This window comes from Pseudomonas sp. 32A, from assembly GCF_052682255.1.
Window position 1 is genome coordinate 625,581 of sequence record NZ_JBQYLY010000001.1, and the last position, 17,891, is coordinate 643,471.

The window sequence follows — 17,891 nt, forward strand, 5'->3', positions numbered from 1 at the left end:
CCAGCCGATGGGTAGTCAGGAGGTATCGGCAGCCCTGGCGAGAGCTGAAACGGTTTTTTCGTGAGGGGAAGATTTATCGACCGTGAGCGACGAGCGGTCGCACCGCCCTCATGCAGAGGGCGGTGCGAGGGTCAGTGGACTTGGCGCATTCTTTTGCTGGTGGTGATGATGTCGATCAACGCTTCCCTGCTGCGGAAACGCCGGTCATCCAGGTTCCAGCGATTGACGAAGTGCCCCCTGGCATCCTGCTGCAACGAGGTGTGGACCAGTACACCGTCACGGTTTTTATGGACCATCTCCAACCCGTCGTCCAAGGTGCGCTGAAGCAGGTAATCGCCTTTGCGCCGCAGGCGTTGTTCGAGGCTGAGGGATGGCGCGGGCACGACAGGTGGCGGCAATGGCGCACCGGCGACTTCGACGTTTTTCTTGAAGTCGTAGCGCACCAATGGCCATTGCTGCTCGCGCGGCAGCGCCTGGACGCTGGCGGGCTCACGCACAAAGCCGCTGGCCGAGCCGGGAGGCACATCGTCCAACAGCAAACTGATGCCGTTGTTGAGCTCGGCAATGCCCGGCACGCCGCGATGGGTATTGGCGTGCGCTTCGCCCACGAGCGCGACCCACTTGTGTGGCCCCTGTTGAAGTTGATCGGCGCGGATCACCTGGGTCGCAAAGTAGTTGAACATTGATGTCCTGGAGGCGGTCATGCCGTCCACCCGCAAGCTGGCGACACAGTCGAGCGCGCGGATCCGCACGTTATGCTTCATCGCCACCTGCACCAGGCTGACAAAACTGTAGGGGCTGTCGGCCGGTACGCCGTGGCCTTTGTCCAATGCGTTGAGGTAGCTCCACAGTTCATCTGGCATAAAGCCCAGGCTGTGGACGATATCCAGGTCGGCCTGATGCAGCTCGGTGGTGAGTTGCTCCATGTACAGGGTTTTTACTTCGCGCTGGCCTTTCAGGTATTCCATGTGCCGGCTGAGGAAGCCTTTGCTCGACGTACCGGCGTGGGCTTCGCCGACGACCAGGCCATCGGCGGTGTCCAGCAGTTGATCGATAAACTTCGCCTCATCCAGGGCCGGGTCGACCGCAGGCAGTGTTCCCCGCGCAGGCGGTGTGTGTTCGGTAAAAAACGCCTGGGCCTGATCCTGAAGTTTTTTGCGGGTCTGGTCGAACGTGGTTTGCGCCGCGCGACGGCTGCTGGCGGTCTCCCTGTAGGCGGTGGCGAAGAGCGCTTCACGCGTGCCCATCGGCAAGGTGATTTCTTCGCTGATCAGGCTCAGGTGTTCATGTGGCAGGTCAAAGGTGCTGAAGTGGCGCGGCGCCTCAACAGGCAGAGGGCGCGTTGGCCGTAGCGAGTGTGAGCGTTCCACCGAGGGGCCCGGGCGCGGTGCCGGTTGGCTTGCGGTGTGCAACGAGAGCTTCAGGTCGCCCTTGGCCAGGGCATCGCCGGGAATGCCGCCGGCCACATCCGCAATGACCTGGGTGGGTTGGTCGAACGCATCATCGACCCGCAGGGCAATGCTCTTTTGCAGGTCGGCCAGGCCCGGCGTGCCGCGATAGGTGCTCATGCGTTTTTGATCAACCAACGCTATCCAGCGCTCGCCCGGTTTTTTTACCTGGTCGTCGTTGATGAGGGTGTGGGAGTAAAAGTTGGTCAGCCGGTTGGCGCGAATCGGTGCCGGGCGTGAATCAATTAGGCACAGGGTGTTTTCCAAGTCGTAGGAGCTTGAGGCGTTCAATGGTCTGACCTCAATCCCGTGCTGTTGCGCGGTTTTTACCAGCATCCAGTGGCCGTACAACCCGTCGGGGTCGCGGTAATTTTCCTTGTCGATGGATTTGAGCTGGCCCTCGGCCCGTTTGGAGAGACCACTGGAAAACCGTGAATGAGTTTTCAGGTGATGAATGTCGCGCCACAGCGGCTCGATATAGAGAACCGTCACGTTCAGTTCGCGCAGGTACTGCATGTTTTCGATCAGCACCTGTTTAGCCGCGGTGGAAAACGGTGCCTCGCCTACCACTAGGTTGTGCGCGTCATCGATCAGCAGCTTGAGCAAATCACGCAGGGCAATGTCTGGCGCCGGGTTCAGGGTTTCGGCCCGGGGAACCACGGCGGGCAACCGCGCAAAAAACGCGTCGGCGTCATCCGTCAGTGCCCTGACATTGTCCAGGTGCTGTTGGAGTGCCGGGGCGAGTTGCCGACGCGAGATCCAGATGCTGTGGGTATTGAGGTCTCGATCCAGGTAGGCGATTTGCAGGAACAGCGCCGACCGGTCCTCGGGGGCGATGACAGCCGATACGTCCCGACGAAACTTTTCCGACAACTCATAGGGCTGCCCGAGCCTTTCAGGGCCAGGCATGCCACCGATGACACCGGAGCGCTGCCACTGGCCGTCCACCGTCTGGTTCACCAGCTTGCCGGTGGAGCGCAATTGCCCGCTGGTGTTGTCGTAGCGAAACAACAGGAATCGCCCCAGGCTGTCCGGGGTGTGGGAGGCCCACAGGCTGTCGCCGGCAAACAGCACGGGCTGCATGCCCTGGGGCAATGGGGGTTGCGGTTGCAGTTGCTTGATCAAGGTCATGGCCTGTTGGTCCTTGGTCACCCGGGCAACGTGGCGCAACGGCGGACGGGCGAGCTTGACGGGGGCAAACAGCAGGGGTCGCAGGTCGGTCAACAGCGCCCCGCCGGCATTCAGCAGCGCGCCCAGATAGTGTCCCAGCGCGGCAGCGGTGTCGTTGCGGCTGTAGGCATGCAGGGCGAGCATCGAATCCTTGAACACCAGCAAGCCGCCCAAGGCCAGGCTCAGTGTCGGGAAGGGCGCAGTCAGCACGGCAATGGTGATTTCACCGATGACGCTGACCAGTTCCATGATCATCTGCAAGCGCCCGGTGGTGGTGCTTTTGACTTCGTCGATACGGTGACGCAGCTGTTTGTCGTAGGTGTGGTAATGCAGGTTCTTGAGCGGCAGTGCGGTGCGAGGCACTTCGTCGAACACCGGCTTGGAATACACCCCCTTGAGCTGTGCCGGCAGGCCGGCTATCAATGCTTGCAATTTGGGCTGGAACGCCGCGCGCTCAACGCTGGCGACCCGGCTGATGTAGTAGGTGTCCATGCCTTCAAGGTTTTTCAGGCGTTCGTTGAATTCCCGTTGCGGCCTGAAGGCGATGCCATCCGGTGCGTGCGGGGTGTAGAGCAGGGGCAGGTCGTTGGCGTGGTGGAACAGGTAGCAGCCATCGATCACTTGCCCGCTGATTTGCAGGGGATAGAGGCGATACCGATTGCGCACGGCATCGCTGTTATCGGCCAGGCTGTCGATGCTTTTTTCCAGCCAGGCCAGGTCGCTTGTTGCCAGGCAGCCTTGCAGGCAGCACTCAAGCGCAGCGACGTGCATGTGCAGTTGGGTAACCTCCAGGGCCATATTGCGGCGCCATGCATAGTGGGGGCCTTGCGGGTCCAGCAGGGTTTTCTCGACCTCGGCGACATAGCGGTCACCGATCCAGGTGCCTCTGACCGAGTTGCTCACCGTTTGCGCGGTGAGTCGACTCAGGTCGACGCCGGGCGGTCCCTTGAACTGCGCGGTGGTGCTGGCATCGGGGTTGATAAAGCCCAGGCTGGCGTCGTAGCCGTTGCGGTACAGCGTGGTGTAGCTGACGCGTTCGCGCGGGGTGATCACGCCCACGAGGTTTGGGTCTACCGCAGGGGGCGGATTACCCAGCAGTTGGTTCAGCGCAGTTTTTGCCGCCTTGTGCAAGTAACTGTCGAAGTCGGGAAACTGTTGTGGGCTACCCGGGCTTGCGGCGTAGGCCTGTGCAGCGCCCTGTGCCTGTTCCTTGAGGTCGGCGAGTTTCTGTCGGTCGGCGGCCGATGCCTGGCTGAGCCACTTGGGCATCTGATGCAGGTATTCATCGGCCTGCATGGCCAGCGTCGTGGTGCTCATTTCCACCAGGCAGGCCTCATAGGTGGAGGGCGCGCCGAAACTGATCATCAAATACTCAAGGCTGGCCGGGGCAAAACCCAGGGCGGAAAGCATCGCGCTGTATTTGGGCCGGATCCGGCTGACCAACTGTTCAAGCAGGTAGTCTTTCATGCTGCGCGAACCGGGAGCGGACGCTACCTCCTGGCTCCAGCCGAGGATATGCGCCTGCAATTCCCGCTCGCTGCCAAACGCCTGGAACTGTTCGGCGCGTGGCGCGTGAGGCGTGCACAGTAGCAAGCGTTTGACCGCGCCCGTTGCATCGGTCTGACGCAGCACCCACAGGTCCTTGAGCGGAGCCTTGTGCAGGAACAGGCAGCAGGCAGTGAGTGTGGGCGAGGGGCCTTCACTGAGGGTTTGCAGCAGTGCGTAGTCGTCAGTGCTGATGTGGTTTTGCAACGATGCACTGTAGGCCAGCGCGTGCAGGCGGCTGTCGAGCATCTGCTGCATGGCCTCCTGCACTGCGGGCAAACTGTGAGCGCGTTTTTGTTCTTCGGCGAAGGTCAGGCTTGGTTGAACCTTGGCCAGCAGCTCGGCCAGGTAAGCCGGGGTGACGTCCTGGAACTCGGGCGGCAATGGCTGCTGGGCGTAGCTCAGTTGGGTGTGCTCGAGAAACTCGGAACCGGCGTGTTCATCGCCACGGTGCAAGCCACGTACCGCCAGTTGCACCAGGTTGTTGTGCTGGTTGTACGAGTTGCCTGACTTCAGGGTGCGCTCGGTGCTGATCTGCAACTGCTCGGGAATCAGGCCCTGGATATCCAGGTCGTCGTCCAAGTGCTCAAGCAGTTGCAGGCGCGCCATGGCCTCGGGCGAGGCCGCCGGGCCGAGCAGTGCCAGCACTTGCAGGCTGAGGTGTTCGTAAGTGCGCAGGTGTTCGGCGAGGGTTTTGCGCTGAGACTCATTGGCGCTGCGGTACCAGTCGGGGGCGGATTCGTGGAGCAGTTTTTCCAGTAACTGTTGCGCGCGCAGTTCCAGGCGCGAGGCCAGGTCCCAAGGCGAGCAGCGCAGCGCCTGGTCCAGTTCGAGGGTCATTCTGGCGACGTCTGTCGGTGCGGGGTGGCCGTCCAGGCCAAGGGCAAACGCGATGTCCTGATGTTGTTTGTCCTGCAGGGCGTTGTAGGTGTGTTCGTTCAGCGGGAGGCTGTCGATAGGGCCTGGCACCAGCGGCCAGATACTCGCCGCGCGCAAGTGCTGGTAACGGCGCGGCAAGTGTTGCAGCAGTTCCTGACGCCAGGTCGACTGCTTCATGCGCTCCTGCAGCGTGCGATCCAGATGCTTGAGCGAGGTGAAAGCCTCCAGGCCTCTGGACGGGGTGAACAGCAACACATCGCCGTCCTCGATCTCCAGGTGGGTGACCGGTGTCTGGCTGCGCGTGAGTATGAACACCCCGGCGAACTCGATGGTCTGCTGGCGGTAGCGAAACGTCAGGCGATGGATGCCCGGGCGCAGCTCGGGACCGCTGACGATATTCGTCACCAGCAGTTGGTCGGCAGGGCTGAGCAGGCGATCCTTGACCTTCAGCCTGGCCTCGGCCTCCAGCATCGGCTGATGGCTGTCGAGTATCCAGTTCTTGCGTAAATGGCCGTTGGGCCGCCGTTCGATTTCCTGGGCGGCCAACTTCTTGTGCAATGCCTGGCTGATGCGCGTGCGGTTCAATCGGCCGGGTTCGCCCTGGATCACCCAATTGCCGGGGACGGTGTAATGCACTTGTGCGTTCTGCAGGCTCCAGCGGCTCTCTTCTGCCAGGGCTGCGTGCAGCGCCTGCATCTCCAGCAACTCGGCAGAGGATTGTGCTGCGGGCGCCTGGCCATTGGGGAAAACCTGCAAGCGATGACCGATTTGCAGCAGGTAGTTGTTCAGTTGTTCGGGGGTAAGTGGTGATGTGCTCGGGGGCAGGGCGGGCATGGCCGGTCCTCAGGGTTGATTGATCCCTGAGGGTGCGCAGTCTTGCAGTGTCGATGGCGGTAGTTAGTTACTCGTGGCAGGCACCTCTTTCATCACTGCTCGACGAAATAGTACGGCTGACGGTTAATCGCCATCTCCTTGACCACCGTCACCGGTACGTTCAGCCGGTCAGTATTGTCCACCAATGCCACATTGCCGGGCTTGGCCGCGAGGTAGCTTTTGAGTTCTTCCGGCGTTTGCAGGATCGTCAAATAACCCTGCATGTAAAATACCCCGGCCCCGGCGATTCGCTCGTTGGCCTGATACAACACCACCTCTTTGCCCTGCGCCTGCATCGCCTGGATCTGGCTGATCACCGGCACAAACGACTGGCGCACATCGGCCTTGGGCGCGAACCAGAAAGCGGCAATCAGGTAGCAGGCCACCACCACGGTGAAGAAGCCACCCACCAGGCCGCGGCGGTGGGCATACACGTGTTCGGCAACGTTGGAAACCTGCCCGCGGCTTTTCAGCCAGCCCAGCAACACGCCGGCATACTCGGCGGCCAGCACTGCCGCAGCGGGCGTCAATGCCATCAGGTAAACCGTGCGCTTGCTGGAGGCGAGCGTCAGCAGGGTGAACTGCGCCACCAGCCACACGCTGAAAAACAGCCGGTAGCGGTTGCGCACCAGGCTTTTACGGAAGTGCCACAGCCCCAGGTACACCAGAATATTCCAGGGCAAAAAGGCTTCGGGCAGTTTGACGATGTAGTAATAGAACGGCTCGTAGTGACCGGCTTCGACAAACGAACCGCTGAAGCGCCCGACACTGTTGGTCAGCAGCACTTCACGTACTGCTTGCAGCCCGTCGCGCTGGTACAGGAAACCCAGCCAGATCATCAGCGGCACCAGCGCCAGCAGCGTGAACAGCCCGGGTTTGATCCAATCGCCGAGCTTGAACCGTTTATCCATCAGGCTGGTGCTGGCCAGATAGACGAAGATCACCACGCCCGGCATGGCCAGGCCCAGAACACCTTTACTCAGTGTGGCGATGACCATCCCCAAGGTGAACAGTAACCAGGTGTCCAGGTTGGAACGGTCGCGCTCCGACTCGGGGCGGTTGGCCTGATAAAACGCCAGCAGTGCCATGGTGACCCCGAGGGTGAGCAGCGAGTCTTCACCCACACCGCGCACATTGCTCCAGTAACTGGCCATGGTCGCCAGCATCAGCGCCGCGACAAACGCCAGGGTCTTGGGCCGGCCAAACTTGCGTAGCATCCCGTACAGCAGCATCACACTGAACAACCCGGCAAAGGCTGACGCGAGGCGCACTGCCCAAGTGGTGCCGCCAAACAGCCGGATCGCCCCGGCGTCGAGCCACAGGCTCAGTGGCGGTTTCTCCAGGAAGGGTTCACGGAACAGTCGCGGCACCACCCAGTCGTTATCCAGGTGCATGGCCATGGCGATCCCGGCCACACGGGCCTCGGTCGAGCCTTGCAACTCGTGATTGCCAAGGGCAAAGAAGAACAACAGCGCAGCGAGCAGGAGCAGCAGAGGAGCGGAACGCGTCATGGATTCTGGCTACCGGGGCAGGGGGCCGTTCGGGGGAACGGCCCGGGCGATCGGCGAGTATACGAGGGCGATTCTTAATAATTCGTGAATGAATGTGAGGTTTTTGTAGGGTCAGGGTTGTTTCAGCAGTGGCCAGTGGGTTAGCCAGCGTTTGGAGGTGATGCGTTGTTGGTAAATGGCGTGTTTATCTTCGACAAAGCGGTGGGTGGGTCTGAGTTGCAGATTGAACAAGTCCTCCAGGCCAAGTGGCGCTGAAACTTCGCATACATCCGCTGCGGTTCTTCTGACGGCGACTGCGGTGGCGGTCTCCGGCCAGAAGCGCATGGCATCGCTGGCGTCGCGATAGGGCGCATCGCCGTTTCGCAGGTGCATGCGGGCCTGGTTTTTTACGGACCAGGCGATGGAGGGGGCGGCTGCGTGTAAGAGGGCTTCGAAGCGGCGGTCTTCGTCGGGGTTGGTGCAGGTGGCGTCGAACCACAGCACGTCGACGTCACCCGTCAGTGGCGATAGCGCGCGACCGTGCAGATGATCCCACACGGCGTTACGTACAAAGCCAGCGCCGATCCAGCAATCGGGCAGGGCCAGGGTGCGGACGACGCCCAGCAGATACCAACGCTGGGCGTCGCGGCTGATCAGGGTCTGGAGGCGGTGTCTGAGCACGGTATGGCGGTCCTTGTATGCTGACGCCAGTCCTGTGAATTGCCTCGACGGCGTCTGGCGACAATGGTCAGCCTGCCCCAGGGTTAGTGGTCGACCGGCTCTGGCATTGTTTGTACCACGACCTTGCTGACTCCCTTGGCTTCTACGAGGTTTTTTATGGCATGTGAAAGCATGAAGCGCCCGTCGGAACTGCAATAGCTGATGCCCAGGCTATCGGCAATGTATCGCCATTTGTAGGCATCGTGACAATCCATCAAAGTGAGGTAGATCTCCCTCTCCTGACCCTGATGGATAAAGCTGATCTTGTAGTTTTTTGGTTCAGGCATAGCTTCTCCTTGACGGTAACCGACCTGCTAGGAACTCTTCACTTTGAAGCGGCTGAGACCGCGTTGCATGGTATTCGCCCGTTCCGACAGGTTCTTGGCCGCCACCGCGCACTCCTGGGAGTTGGACTGATTCTGCTGAGTGACCTCATCGATCTGCTCAAGGCCGATGCTGGCCTGTTGCAAGCCGGATGCCTGCTCGCTTGATGCCTGGTAGATCAATGACACCAGGCTCGAAACCGCACTGGTTCCGCTGACGATATTTCTCAGCGAGTCGGCGGTACGGCCGGCAATGACCATGCCGCGCTGGGTCTTGACTGAAGAGTCGGCGATCAGGGCGGCGGTTTGCTGAGCAGCTTCAGCACTACGTGCGGCGAGGCTGCGGACTTCGTCGGCGACCACGGCAAATCCCCGGCCAAGCTCCCCGGCCCTGGCCGCTTCAATCGCAGCGTTCAACGCCAGCAGGTTGGTTTGGGCTGCGATGTTGTCGATGGTGGTGATGATGGCGGTGATGTCTTTGCCGGAGTTGTCGATTTCGGCCATGGCGGCAATCAACTCGCTCATTAACTTGTCACTTTCGCCAGCGTCGGCCCGTGAAGCCTGGGACTGTTCGTCAGCCTTCCTCGCATTGGCGGCGTTGTCGGTGGTCTGTGCGGCCATCTGCGTCATCACGGCGCTGATTTCGGTGATCGACGAGGCCGAATTGGACGCCCCATCGGACAGCGACTGACTCAACTCGGTGACTTGGGCGGAGCTGCCGGTGATCTGAGTCGCGCTGACCTGGACTTCCGAAATCAGGTTATTCAGGTTGCTGACCATCTTCTCCAGTGATTTGCCGAGGGCGTCCTGGGGAGATGAAAGGCGAACCTCCAGGTCCAGGTCACCTTCGGAAATGCGCTCGGCGATTCGCACCTGGCGTTGCAGACTTTCTGACATGTCATTCAGGGCAAAAGATAACTGTCCGACTTCATCTTCAGACTTTTGAACCAGACGGCGTGAGAAATCACCCAAGCTGATACTCGCCGCCAGCGCGGCGGCCTCACGAATCGGCCCGACAATTTTTGCGGTGGCAAACCACAGCGCCACCAGGGCCAGCAAGGAAATGACTACGCCCACCGACACCTGCCAGACACTGTTGCTGACACTGCGCGATTGCATTTCCTGCTCCAGGGCGATCGCCTGGCTCATCACCACGGCCTTGGGCAGGCGAATCAATATGGCCCATGGCTTGCCAGTGCGGCCCAGCTGAATCGGCATCAACACTTCGATGTTCTGACTGTCTTTGTTGAACTGCCCGACACCGCGCGCGCTCTGGATATCGGCCAGGACTTTTTCCCAGGTATCGGGCAGTAATCCCTTCAAGGGTTGGCCGATCAAATCGGTCCTCTGGCTGTCCGCAACCACCAGCCCCTGATTGCTCAGGATCGAGACGGAGCCTTTGCCGCCGTAAAGGTCGGCTGACATTTGTTCGCTGAGCTTCTGGATGAAGGCAATATCGAAGTCTGCGCCGACTACGCCATAAAATTTGCCATTGGCGGTAATCGGCACTGAAAGCGTGGTCAGCCATACGTTCTTGCCTTGAACGACGTACGGGATGGGGTCCAATACACTTTCTTTCTGGGTGTCGCGGGGCCCCGTGTACCAGCCGCCTTTGGGGACGCCATTGGGATGACGGGCCTGGGAGTCATACTCCACCAAGGGTTGAACCGCGATATGGCCGTCCGAACTGCGTGTCCAATAAGGCGTGAAGCGCCCGGTCAGTGGGTTATTGCCGCCTTCGCCATTGCGGAACGCCTGATCCTGGCCGTCCACGGCGTCCGGCTCCCAGCAGGAATAAGTGCCGTTGAAGTCGGGGTTATCCTTAAGCACGCTGAGCAACATCGTATTGATCTGTTCACGGCCTAATGACAGTGAGCTTTGTGCGGTTTTGCTGGCCGCAAATGTATTGGCCAGTGTTCTCGCCGCATCCAGTGCATTTTGCAGTTTTGCCTGAATAGCATTGGCCCGTGACTCTGCCAGGTTCTGCACTTCGCGTATGGTTGAATTCTCAATAAGTGCAGATACTTCGCCGGCTACGTATTTTTCGTTGGCCGTGGAAGAGAACAGTCCATATAGCACCAGGCTCGCCGATGATATAAACAGGCAGATGCCTGCAGTGAAACAGATCCGAGTCTGCAATGAGTTGAATTTCATGATGTCTCCCGCCCACAGTAATAGTTGCCAGCATCCTCTGATGTTGACAAGCCAATATGTTTTGCACGCGCGGCTAAATAATCATCTGCTGCTTGCGTCGCTGAGCTGTTACTTAAAAGTCCAGCTACAGTTGACGGTACAGCTTGGGGTCTAGGTTAAACGTGTTCAGGCACTGCATTATCTTCGAGCCATAGTGACTCGGTGTTTTTAAAACCATAACGCTGGGCAGGAACGCGTGCAGCGATTTGGTCCTTCTGTAATGGATCACTCAGGTCGACGGTTCTAGGTGTTATATAAATATTCAACACCGGCAGGAAGAACACCTTAACTTTTGGTGTCAGGAGCGAATGACTGTGCTGTTCAGTCACCACTCCGATGCCACCACTTTTAAGTTGAACAATGGACCCGACAGGGTAAATGCCAACAGACTTTAAAAAAGCCCGGAATACTTCATCGTCAAAGTGTCCTTCCCACGTGGACATCTGCTGCATCGCGACAGCCGGATCCCAACCCTCGTTATAGGAGCGGTCGGAGGTGATGGCGTCATACACGTCGCAGACCGCGGCCATCCTGGCAAACAAGCTGATCTGGTCCCCCGCCAATTGATGCGGGTAGCCCTTGCCATCGATCCTTTCAGGATGGTGCAGGCAAACATCCACGACCATCTCGCACACTTGTGCGGTGCCTGAGAGCATTTGCTCCCCCTCCAACGGGTGGGTGCGAACCAGTTGTAACTCTTCGCGGCTCAACCTGCCGGGCTTGTTCAGGATAGCGCCTGGAATGGCCATCTTGCCGATGTCGTGCAGCAGGCCGGCGAGCCCTGCCCGTTGGATCAGCGTTTCAGGCAGACCCAATTGATTGCCCAGGGCAATCATCAAGGCGCAGACCGCGACCGAATGCATATAGGTGTAGTCATCGAGACTTTTAAGCCGGGCTAGGCTGATAAATGCGTCTGGATGGCGGGCGATTGAATTGGAGATGTCTTCGACCAGCGCGCGGACGTTTTCAAGTTCCAGGGCCCGCCCCATGCGCGCATGACTGAACATCTGAATAACCGCGGCTTTGGCCGCTGCACAAATGTGCATGGCGGCGACCAATTCGTCTTTCATTGGCGTTCGCGGGTCTTGCCGGTAGCAGGCACGGTCCTCGGACGGCAAAGGCTGCGAGGCGTTCGAGTGTTTTGGCGTGTCGCTGGCGCAACCCACAGCGCAGCGGACACTCAAGTCAGAATGGGAAGGAGAGTTTCTCCAAAAGGGTCTTGCCTCGCTCTCGGAGGCCACTGGATAGAGCTCGTTGCATTTCAACATGACCTGACCTCTTTATTTTTATGGTGTTTCCTATAAAGCCTCCTTGGCTCGAACGTACGATCTTTGAAAATCAACAGACGCTGGTGGCTTTGATACGGGCTACCACGCGGCCAGCCAGGTCATCGGGACGAAACTTCGCCAGAAAGTCATCGGCGCCCACCTTCTTGACCATGGCCTGGTTGAACCCACCGGACAGCGAGGTATGCAGCACAATGTGCAGGTTCGCCATGCGAGGGTCGTTGCGGATTTCGGCAGTCAATGTGTAGCCGTCCATCTCTGGCATTTCGATGTCTGAAATCATCATCAAAAACTCCTCATCCGGCTTGCGGCCTTCCTCGAGCATTGCGCGAAGATAGTCCAGAGCCTGTCGACCATCATTCAATGCGACGACCTCAACGCCGACGGTTTCCAGACAACGGGTGACCTGTTTACGGGCCACCATGGAGTCGTCTACGGTCAGAACGCGTAACTGTCGCGCCAACCGGCTCACCTCGTCATCGACTACACCCAATGAGATTTCCTCGGACGATGGCGATATCTCGGTCAAGACTTTTTCTACATCAATAATCTCTACCAGTTGGTTACCGATGTGAGTAACAGCCGTCAGGTAGTTGTTTTCGCCACTGCCCTTGGGCGGTGGATGTATGTCTTCCCAGTTCAAATTGACAATCTGTTCAACGGCAAAGACCAGGAACCCCTGCACGCGGCTGTTATATTCCGTCAGAATGACGAAGGCACTTTCAGTGTCCTTGACACCCGGCAGTCCGGTCGCCATCGCCAGGTCCAGTATTGGAATACTGGTGCCTCTAATATTCGCCACTCCGCAAATATTAATATTAGACTTAGGTAGTACCGATAGCTTTGGGCAGCGAATGACTTCCCGGACTTTAAATACATTTATTCCGTACAGCTGGCGGTCGTTAAATCGGAATAGCAGTAGTTCCAGGCGATTTTGACCTACCAGCTGGGTGCGACTGTTAACTGACGCCATTAAGCCTGCCATACCCACTCCTTAAACGACTCGTATGACGATAATGTCGTAGTGGAATCATCTTAAAAAGGGCTATGTAAAATATTTGTGAAAATAAAGAGGGTATTTGGGCGGGGAGTGCCAGAAAAGTTAAAGTACTGTTGTTCGTCTATTCGAATGGATATTAGAAAGTTAGCTGGCTAATTTGTTTTGTGAGCGATTGAGAAGTGTTTTAATTTAGCGGGTCAATTGTCCATGCACTGGCGAAGAGAGTTTTTCTGAAGACCTGATTATTCGTCGTCCGAAAAAAGGTGGCGGCGTTATTGTTGGGAAATTGGTCGCTCACCTTTTTCTGACTTTTTTGTGCGTCCCGGCTGGATGGCTATTTCAGGATTGGAAAGCGGTCCTTCGCGCTGCTTCTGAATCTGCTGTTGGCACCAGAATGTCCAGTGCGCGCGTCACCAGCAACTCACCCAGGACGCCCAGTTGCTGAGTGGCCAGAAGCTTATGGCGATAGGCGCCATCCAGCTCGAAAGCCAGGTCGGTAGTGAGCGCGTTTAATGAGGCGAGGGTTTCGCAGGCCTGTACGAGCAGGGTTTCGGGATCGATGCCTTGGGCGATACAGAAGATATCCGCGCCGGATTGGCTTGGGCATGGGGGATTGGGGCTGTGCTTTTTCATGACTGCAACTCCTTGATTGGTGGAGTCGCCAGACATCGCTGCTAAACGAAAAGGGTGGCGACTGTACGCGGGTTAGCAGACCAGGAATCAAGGAACCCAGCGCACTCGAAAGTGCCCCACGCACAGCCGCCATAACGTGGACAAGCGAACGCAAGATGCTTCGCTTGAACGGATGGTGGCATTGCATGCCTTGATATTAACCGAGCTGCTAAACCCGGTCGCTGATTTTGCAGCGACGTTTCAAGGCTAGTCGTGTCGATTGATGAGCACCAGTTCACCAAGGGCGCGACGTCTTGCGGGAAAAATCCGAAGGTCCATTCGGCGGTGTGTTTCCAGGAGCTCAGAAACAACAAAACCCGCACAAGGTGGGTTTTGGTGTGCTTCGTATTTGGTGCCGGGGTAAGTTGAATTGGATTCTTAGATATTTGATTTAATTGACTAATGTGAGTTTGTAAATTTCTTTGGAATACCAACTGGAATACCGCGAGGAGCTGGATTGAGCAATATGCTTCGTATTCGTATCTTTTCGAGGACGGCCCAATCTCTGTTTACTCGAAACCGGGCAAGCTGAGCATGCCCCCTGTGGTGCGTTTTCCAAAGCCGCTGGGCATGAGGATTTTATGCTTCTTCATCTCTCCGAGTACCGCCAACCATTCTGTTTTGCCAAAGCGCAGCTTGGTGTCGTTCCAGCTATGCATGACTTCCTCCACGATGGCTTCATCGGAAACCGGGCAGCCTTCGAGAATAAAGTCGTTCCATGCGGCATAGAGCGTCACAGTCATTTCGCAACGATCCGTATCCCAGTCCCGCATTAGCTCGATGACCTGCTGAATGTTGGTGCGTTCAGCGGCCGACCAGGCGCTGCGATACGCCTGCCGATGTTGCCCTGCTTGGGAGAGGGGGCGGTAAGCATGGCCAACAATATCGCGCTCGATGCGCTCATACCACTGTTGGTTTTGCAGTTCGCCTTCGACATTATTCATCAACTGACGATCGTGGGGGCCGGCGGCGTCGCGCAGGTAGTTACCTTGGATAGCTGCGAGCCTGGCCGTGTGTTCGGCCAAGTAAATTACCTTCTGCAGCTTGCGTTGGCCGAAGGTGCGTTGGCTATGTAGCTGATGAGTGATTTCTGCGGCGAGCAGGGTGCGGGCTGCTTGCCGATCCGTGGCAATGGGGGACCGTTGGCGATCTTCGGCAATGGCTCGTTCGATCAAAGTGCTGCCCAACTGTTCGTTCAGTTTACGGGCCTGGGTTAGGCGGGTTTTGAGTTGGTCGCAGAGGGCCATTAGTTGATCGACTTTAGCAACGATGCGGTGTTGTTCGGCAAGAGGAGGTAAGTAAACAATATGCGACCACAGCTTTTCTGAGATCAGCTTGCAGGTACCATGACTCGACCGATCTACAAGCCTAACCATTATCGCCTTGGCGGCCTGCAGGTACATCAACAGATAGTCGCTGAGTTCTTGTGGTGGCACCAATGCTTTCATGTCTTGGTTGATTGTTACTTCCCGCGCGGTGAGTGCTACAGGGAAGGAGTGCACCAAGATCATACCCCGCACAACCATAAGTAGACTTCTGGGAGGGATTGTTTTAAGCGAGGTTTCCGCTAAGGCTCGCGCTGAAACGTGGTCCTCAGAGTCTTGGATCACAGGACGTTTCATATCCTTTGGGGAGACCCAGGGAATATCACCGTTCCAGAACTCTACATTGGCTTTGTTCGGTGTTGAACCACCAAGAATTTTGCCCAGACTCCCTAGTGGAACCTCAGCCCATCCTTGTAGTGTATGGGGTTGGCCTTTGATGCCGTTGCGCTGTAACAAGCATGCTACAGGTTCGTCATCGGGTTCCTGCGACACCAGCTTGCCCATCACTGCCAGTTGCAGCAGGGTTTGTTTGAGTTTGTCGATGCTGGATTCGGTGGTGAACAACATGTGAAAGTGGTCAGTCAGGCGCTGCCAGTTGGTGGCGAAGTCGGTGCCATCGCTGGCTTGGGTCAGGCTGTCGAGCAGCACTTGCACCAGTTGGGCGTGGGCGCTTTCGGAGTCGACCTGCTGAGCTTCCATGCGGTCGCACAGGGCCATCAGCTCATCGACTTTGGTAACGATGCGGTGTTATTCGGCCTCTGGTGGGAGAGGTATTAGGAATTGAGCCAACTTACCGATGCTGAGCCCTTCACGCGAAACCCCTACCTGCACATCCATTACGGTCTGCTGAACCAGTTGTGAGATCAGCACCACATGAAGGAACGGTTGGATTTCACCAGAGACCGGTCGAATAATAGTCACGTGCTGACTTACGTTGCCCGTATCAAAGTCAGTTGGAACCGCGGCACACCGGCCAATAGACGCACCAGTTATGTTGAAAAGCAAATCACCTGCTTCAACATGTGTTCCCGACATTTTTTGGTGGGTTTCTTCAGTTATGAAAGCAACTTCATTGAGTCGAAGCCCTTCATTCCAAATGTTCTGAGACCGAAGGAATTTGACCCCATTTGCGACGTAAGCCTGTCATCCACCCAATGGAGTGCTTCCGGCCCCAATTTTTTTAAGCAGAGCGTCAAGTCGTACCCACTTCCAGTTGGCTGGCAAAGCATATGGTTGTTCCTCTTTAGCAATCTCCGCCAGCGCCTTCTGCTTCTTGAGCTTGCCCTCCGCTGCCAGCTGCGCCTTTTCCACGGCTATCCGCTTCAGCAACTCATTAGCCGGTTCATCACTCGGATCTTGCGGCACTAATTTGCCGCGCACCGCCAGCTCTAGAACCAGCCCGCGCAGCTTTTTCATGCCGTTTGGTGTATCTGCCAGTAGAGGCAGATTATCGGTCATCAAAGCCGTCATACCTGGCGCTCCAGAGCTTCGGCCAGCACCGCCTTGAGCTGGTCGCGGAGGTCGATAATCTCGCCTTGCAACTGGGCGTATTTACCTAGCAATTCGTCTGGATCGTGACAGATTTGCTGGCCGATATGCGGATTTTTGTAGTCCAGGTTCCAGTTGCGCGCTTTAAGGTCTTCGACACTGACCTTCCAGGCGAACTCGTTCTCCACTCGCGCAGTAAAACCATCGGCCTCGCTGCCCCACCAGGCTTCCTCCACGGCGAACTCTTCGATTCGCATGGGGCGGGTCTTGGAGTAGTTCTTTACGCCTGTCGGGTACTGGTGTTCGTAGAACCACACCTGTTTGGTCGGTGTGCCCTTGGTGAAAAACAGTAGGTTAGTCTTGATGCCGGTGTAGGGGTTGAACACGCCGTTGGGCAGGCGAACGATGGTATGCAAGTTGCACTCGGTCAGCAGTTTTTCCTTGATGCGACTTTTGATGCCTTCGCCAAATAGAAAGCCATCGGGTAGCACCACGGCGGCGCGGCCCCCGTCTTTCAGCAACTGCATGATCAACACCAAAAACAGGTCTGCTGTCTCACGAGTGCGGAAGGCTGCTGGAAAGTTGGTCTCGATGCCGTCTTCTTCCATGCCGCCGAACGGTGGGTTGGCGACGATGCAGTGCACGCGTTCGCTCGGGCCCCAGCTGATCAGCGGTTTACGCAGGGTATTGTCGTGGCGAATCTGATTCGGCACTTCGATGCCGTGCAGGATCATATTGGTGGTTGCCAGCAGGTGCGGCAGCGGCTTTTTCTCCACGCCGAAGATGCTGGCTTGCAGGATGCGTTCGTCTTCGGCGGTTTTTACATAGCGGCTGCGCTTGTGTTCGATGGCGCAGGTGAGGAAGCCGCCCGTGCCACAGGCTGGGTCCATAACCTTTTCGTCCAGCTTCGGGTCGACCATGCGCACCATGAACTCAGTGACCGGACGCGGGGTGTAGAACTCACCAGCGTTACCCGCGTTCTGTAGGTCACGCAGCAGTTGTTCGTAGAGGTTGCCGAACTCGTGGCGCTCCTGGGCCTTGTTGAAGTCCACGCCTTCCTGAATCTTGTTGATCACCTGGCGCAGCAACTGCCCGGACTTCATATAGTTGTACGCGTCTTCAAACACGCTGCGCACCACAAAGGCTGACGGCGTGTTGCTGTACTCGTGCAGATTCTGCAACTGGGGAAACAGATTGTTGTCGATAAAGTCCTTCAGCGCATCGCCGGTCATGCCTTCCGGATCGGCTGCCCAGGTACGCCAGCGGCAACTGTCGGGAATGGGCGAGCGGTAGTTGTCGTCCATCAGCTCCCATTCCAGCTCACGGTCATCAAAGATCTTCAGGAACAGCAGCCAAACCAGTTGGCCGATACGCTGGGCGTCGCCGTCTACGCCAACGTCTTTGCGCATGATGTCCTGGATGGACTTGATGGTGGAGCTAATGGACATGAAGTTCTCTCAACGCGTACCGCAAGGGGGG

Annotated in this window: 10 protein-coding genes and 2 pseudogenes; all 12 read right to left on the reverse strand. The window is 57.6% G+C overall.

What is annotated here, in order from left to right:
- Positions 1 to 131: 131 nt before the first annotated feature.
- The 12 genes and pseudogenes from ACUN0G_RS02730 to ACUN0G_RS02785 all read right to left on the reverse strand — a co-directional run bounded on the left by ACUN0G_RS02730 (position 132) and on the right by ACUN0G_RS02785 (position 17,860).
- Positions 132 to 5,876 (reverse strand): membrane-targeted effector domain-containing toxin, encoded by a 5,745-nt coding sequence (locus ACUN0G_RS02730; RefSeq protein WP_445572637.1) that lies wholly within the window; start codon positions 5,874 to 5,876, stop codon positions 132 to 134.
- 92 nt (positions 5,877 to 5,968) lie between these two features.
- Entirely contained in the window at positions 5,969 to 7,426 is a 1,458-nt protein-coding gene (locus ACUN0G_RS02735) for an ArnT family glycosyltransferase (protein WP_445572638.1), read from the reverse strand.
- Positions 7,427 to 7,537: 111 nt separating this feature from the next.
- Positions 7,538 to 8,086 (reverse strand): nucleotidyltransferase family protein, encoded by a 549-nt coding sequence (locus ACUN0G_RS02740; RefSeq protein ID WP_445572639.1) that lies wholly within the window; start codon positions 8,084 to 8,086, stop codon positions 7,538 to 7,540.
- Between the two features lie 83 nt (positions 8,087 to 8,169).
- Positions 8,170 to 8,412, reverse strand: a complete 243-nt coding sequence (locus ACUN0G_RS02745; RefSeq protein ID WP_258343601.1) for a hypothetical protein — start codon at positions 8,410 to 8,412, stop codon at positions 8,170 to 8,172.
- A 27-nt stretch (positions 8,413 to 8,439) separates the two neighbouring features.
- The gene (locus ACUN0G_RS02750) at positions 8,440 to 9,345 is read right to left on the reverse strand and encodes a methyl-accepting chemotaxis protein (RefSeq protein WP_442968487.1); all 906 of its coding nucleotides are present in this window, start codon (positions 9,343 to 9,345) and stop codon (positions 8,440 to 8,442) included.
- Positions 9,340 to 10,602 (reverse strand): annotated as a pseudogene (locus ACUN0G_RS02755) (PDC sensor domain-containing protein); the annotation flags it as partial. The gene ACUN0G_RS02750 and the pseudogene ACUN0G_RS02755, both read right to left, overlap by 6 nt.
- 155 nt (positions 10,603 to 10,757) lie before the next feature.
- A complete protein-coding gene (locus tag ACUN0G_RS02760; protein ID WP_445572640.1) occupies positions 10,758 to 11,711 on the reverse strand; it encodes an HD-GYP domain-containing protein in 954 nt (317 codons plus the stop codon).
- A 268-nt stretch (positions 11,712 to 11,979) separates the two neighbouring features.
- Positions 11,980 to 12,912, reverse strand: a complete 933-nt coding sequence (locus ACUN0G_RS02765) for a chemotaxis protein CheV (RefSeq protein WP_445572641.1) — start codon at positions 12,910 to 12,912, stop codon at positions 11,980 to 11,982.
- A 354-nt stretch (positions 12,913 to 13,266) separates the two neighbouring features.
- Complete coding sequence (locus tag ACUN0G_RS02770; protein WP_445572642.1) at positions 13,267 to 13,560, reverse strand: DUF6124 family protein; 294 nt, start codon at positions 13,558 to 13,560, stop codon at positions 13,267 to 13,269.
- Between the two features lie 548 nt (positions 13,561 to 14,108).
- On the reverse strand, positions 14,109 to 15,380 hold the full coding sequence (locus tag ACUN0G_RS02775; protein WP_445575510.1) for a restriction endonuclease subunit S: 1,272 nt from the start codon (positions 15,378 to 15,380) through the stop codon (positions 14,109 to 14,111).
- Positions 15,369 to 16,394, reverse strand: a pseudogene (locus ACUN0G_RS02780) (restriction endonuclease subunit S); the annotation flags it as partial. The pseudogene ACUN0G_RS02780 and the gene ACUN0G_RS02775, both read right to left, overlap by 12 nt.
- A complete protein-coding gene (locus ACUN0G_RS02785; RefSeq protein ID WP_445572643.1) occupies positions 16,391 to 17,860 on the reverse strand; it encodes an N-6 DNA methylase in 1,470 nt (489 codons plus the stop codon). The pseudogene ACUN0G_RS02780 and the gene ACUN0G_RS02785, both read right to left, overlap by 4 nt.
- Positions 17,861 to 17,891 lie beyond the last annotated feature (31 nt).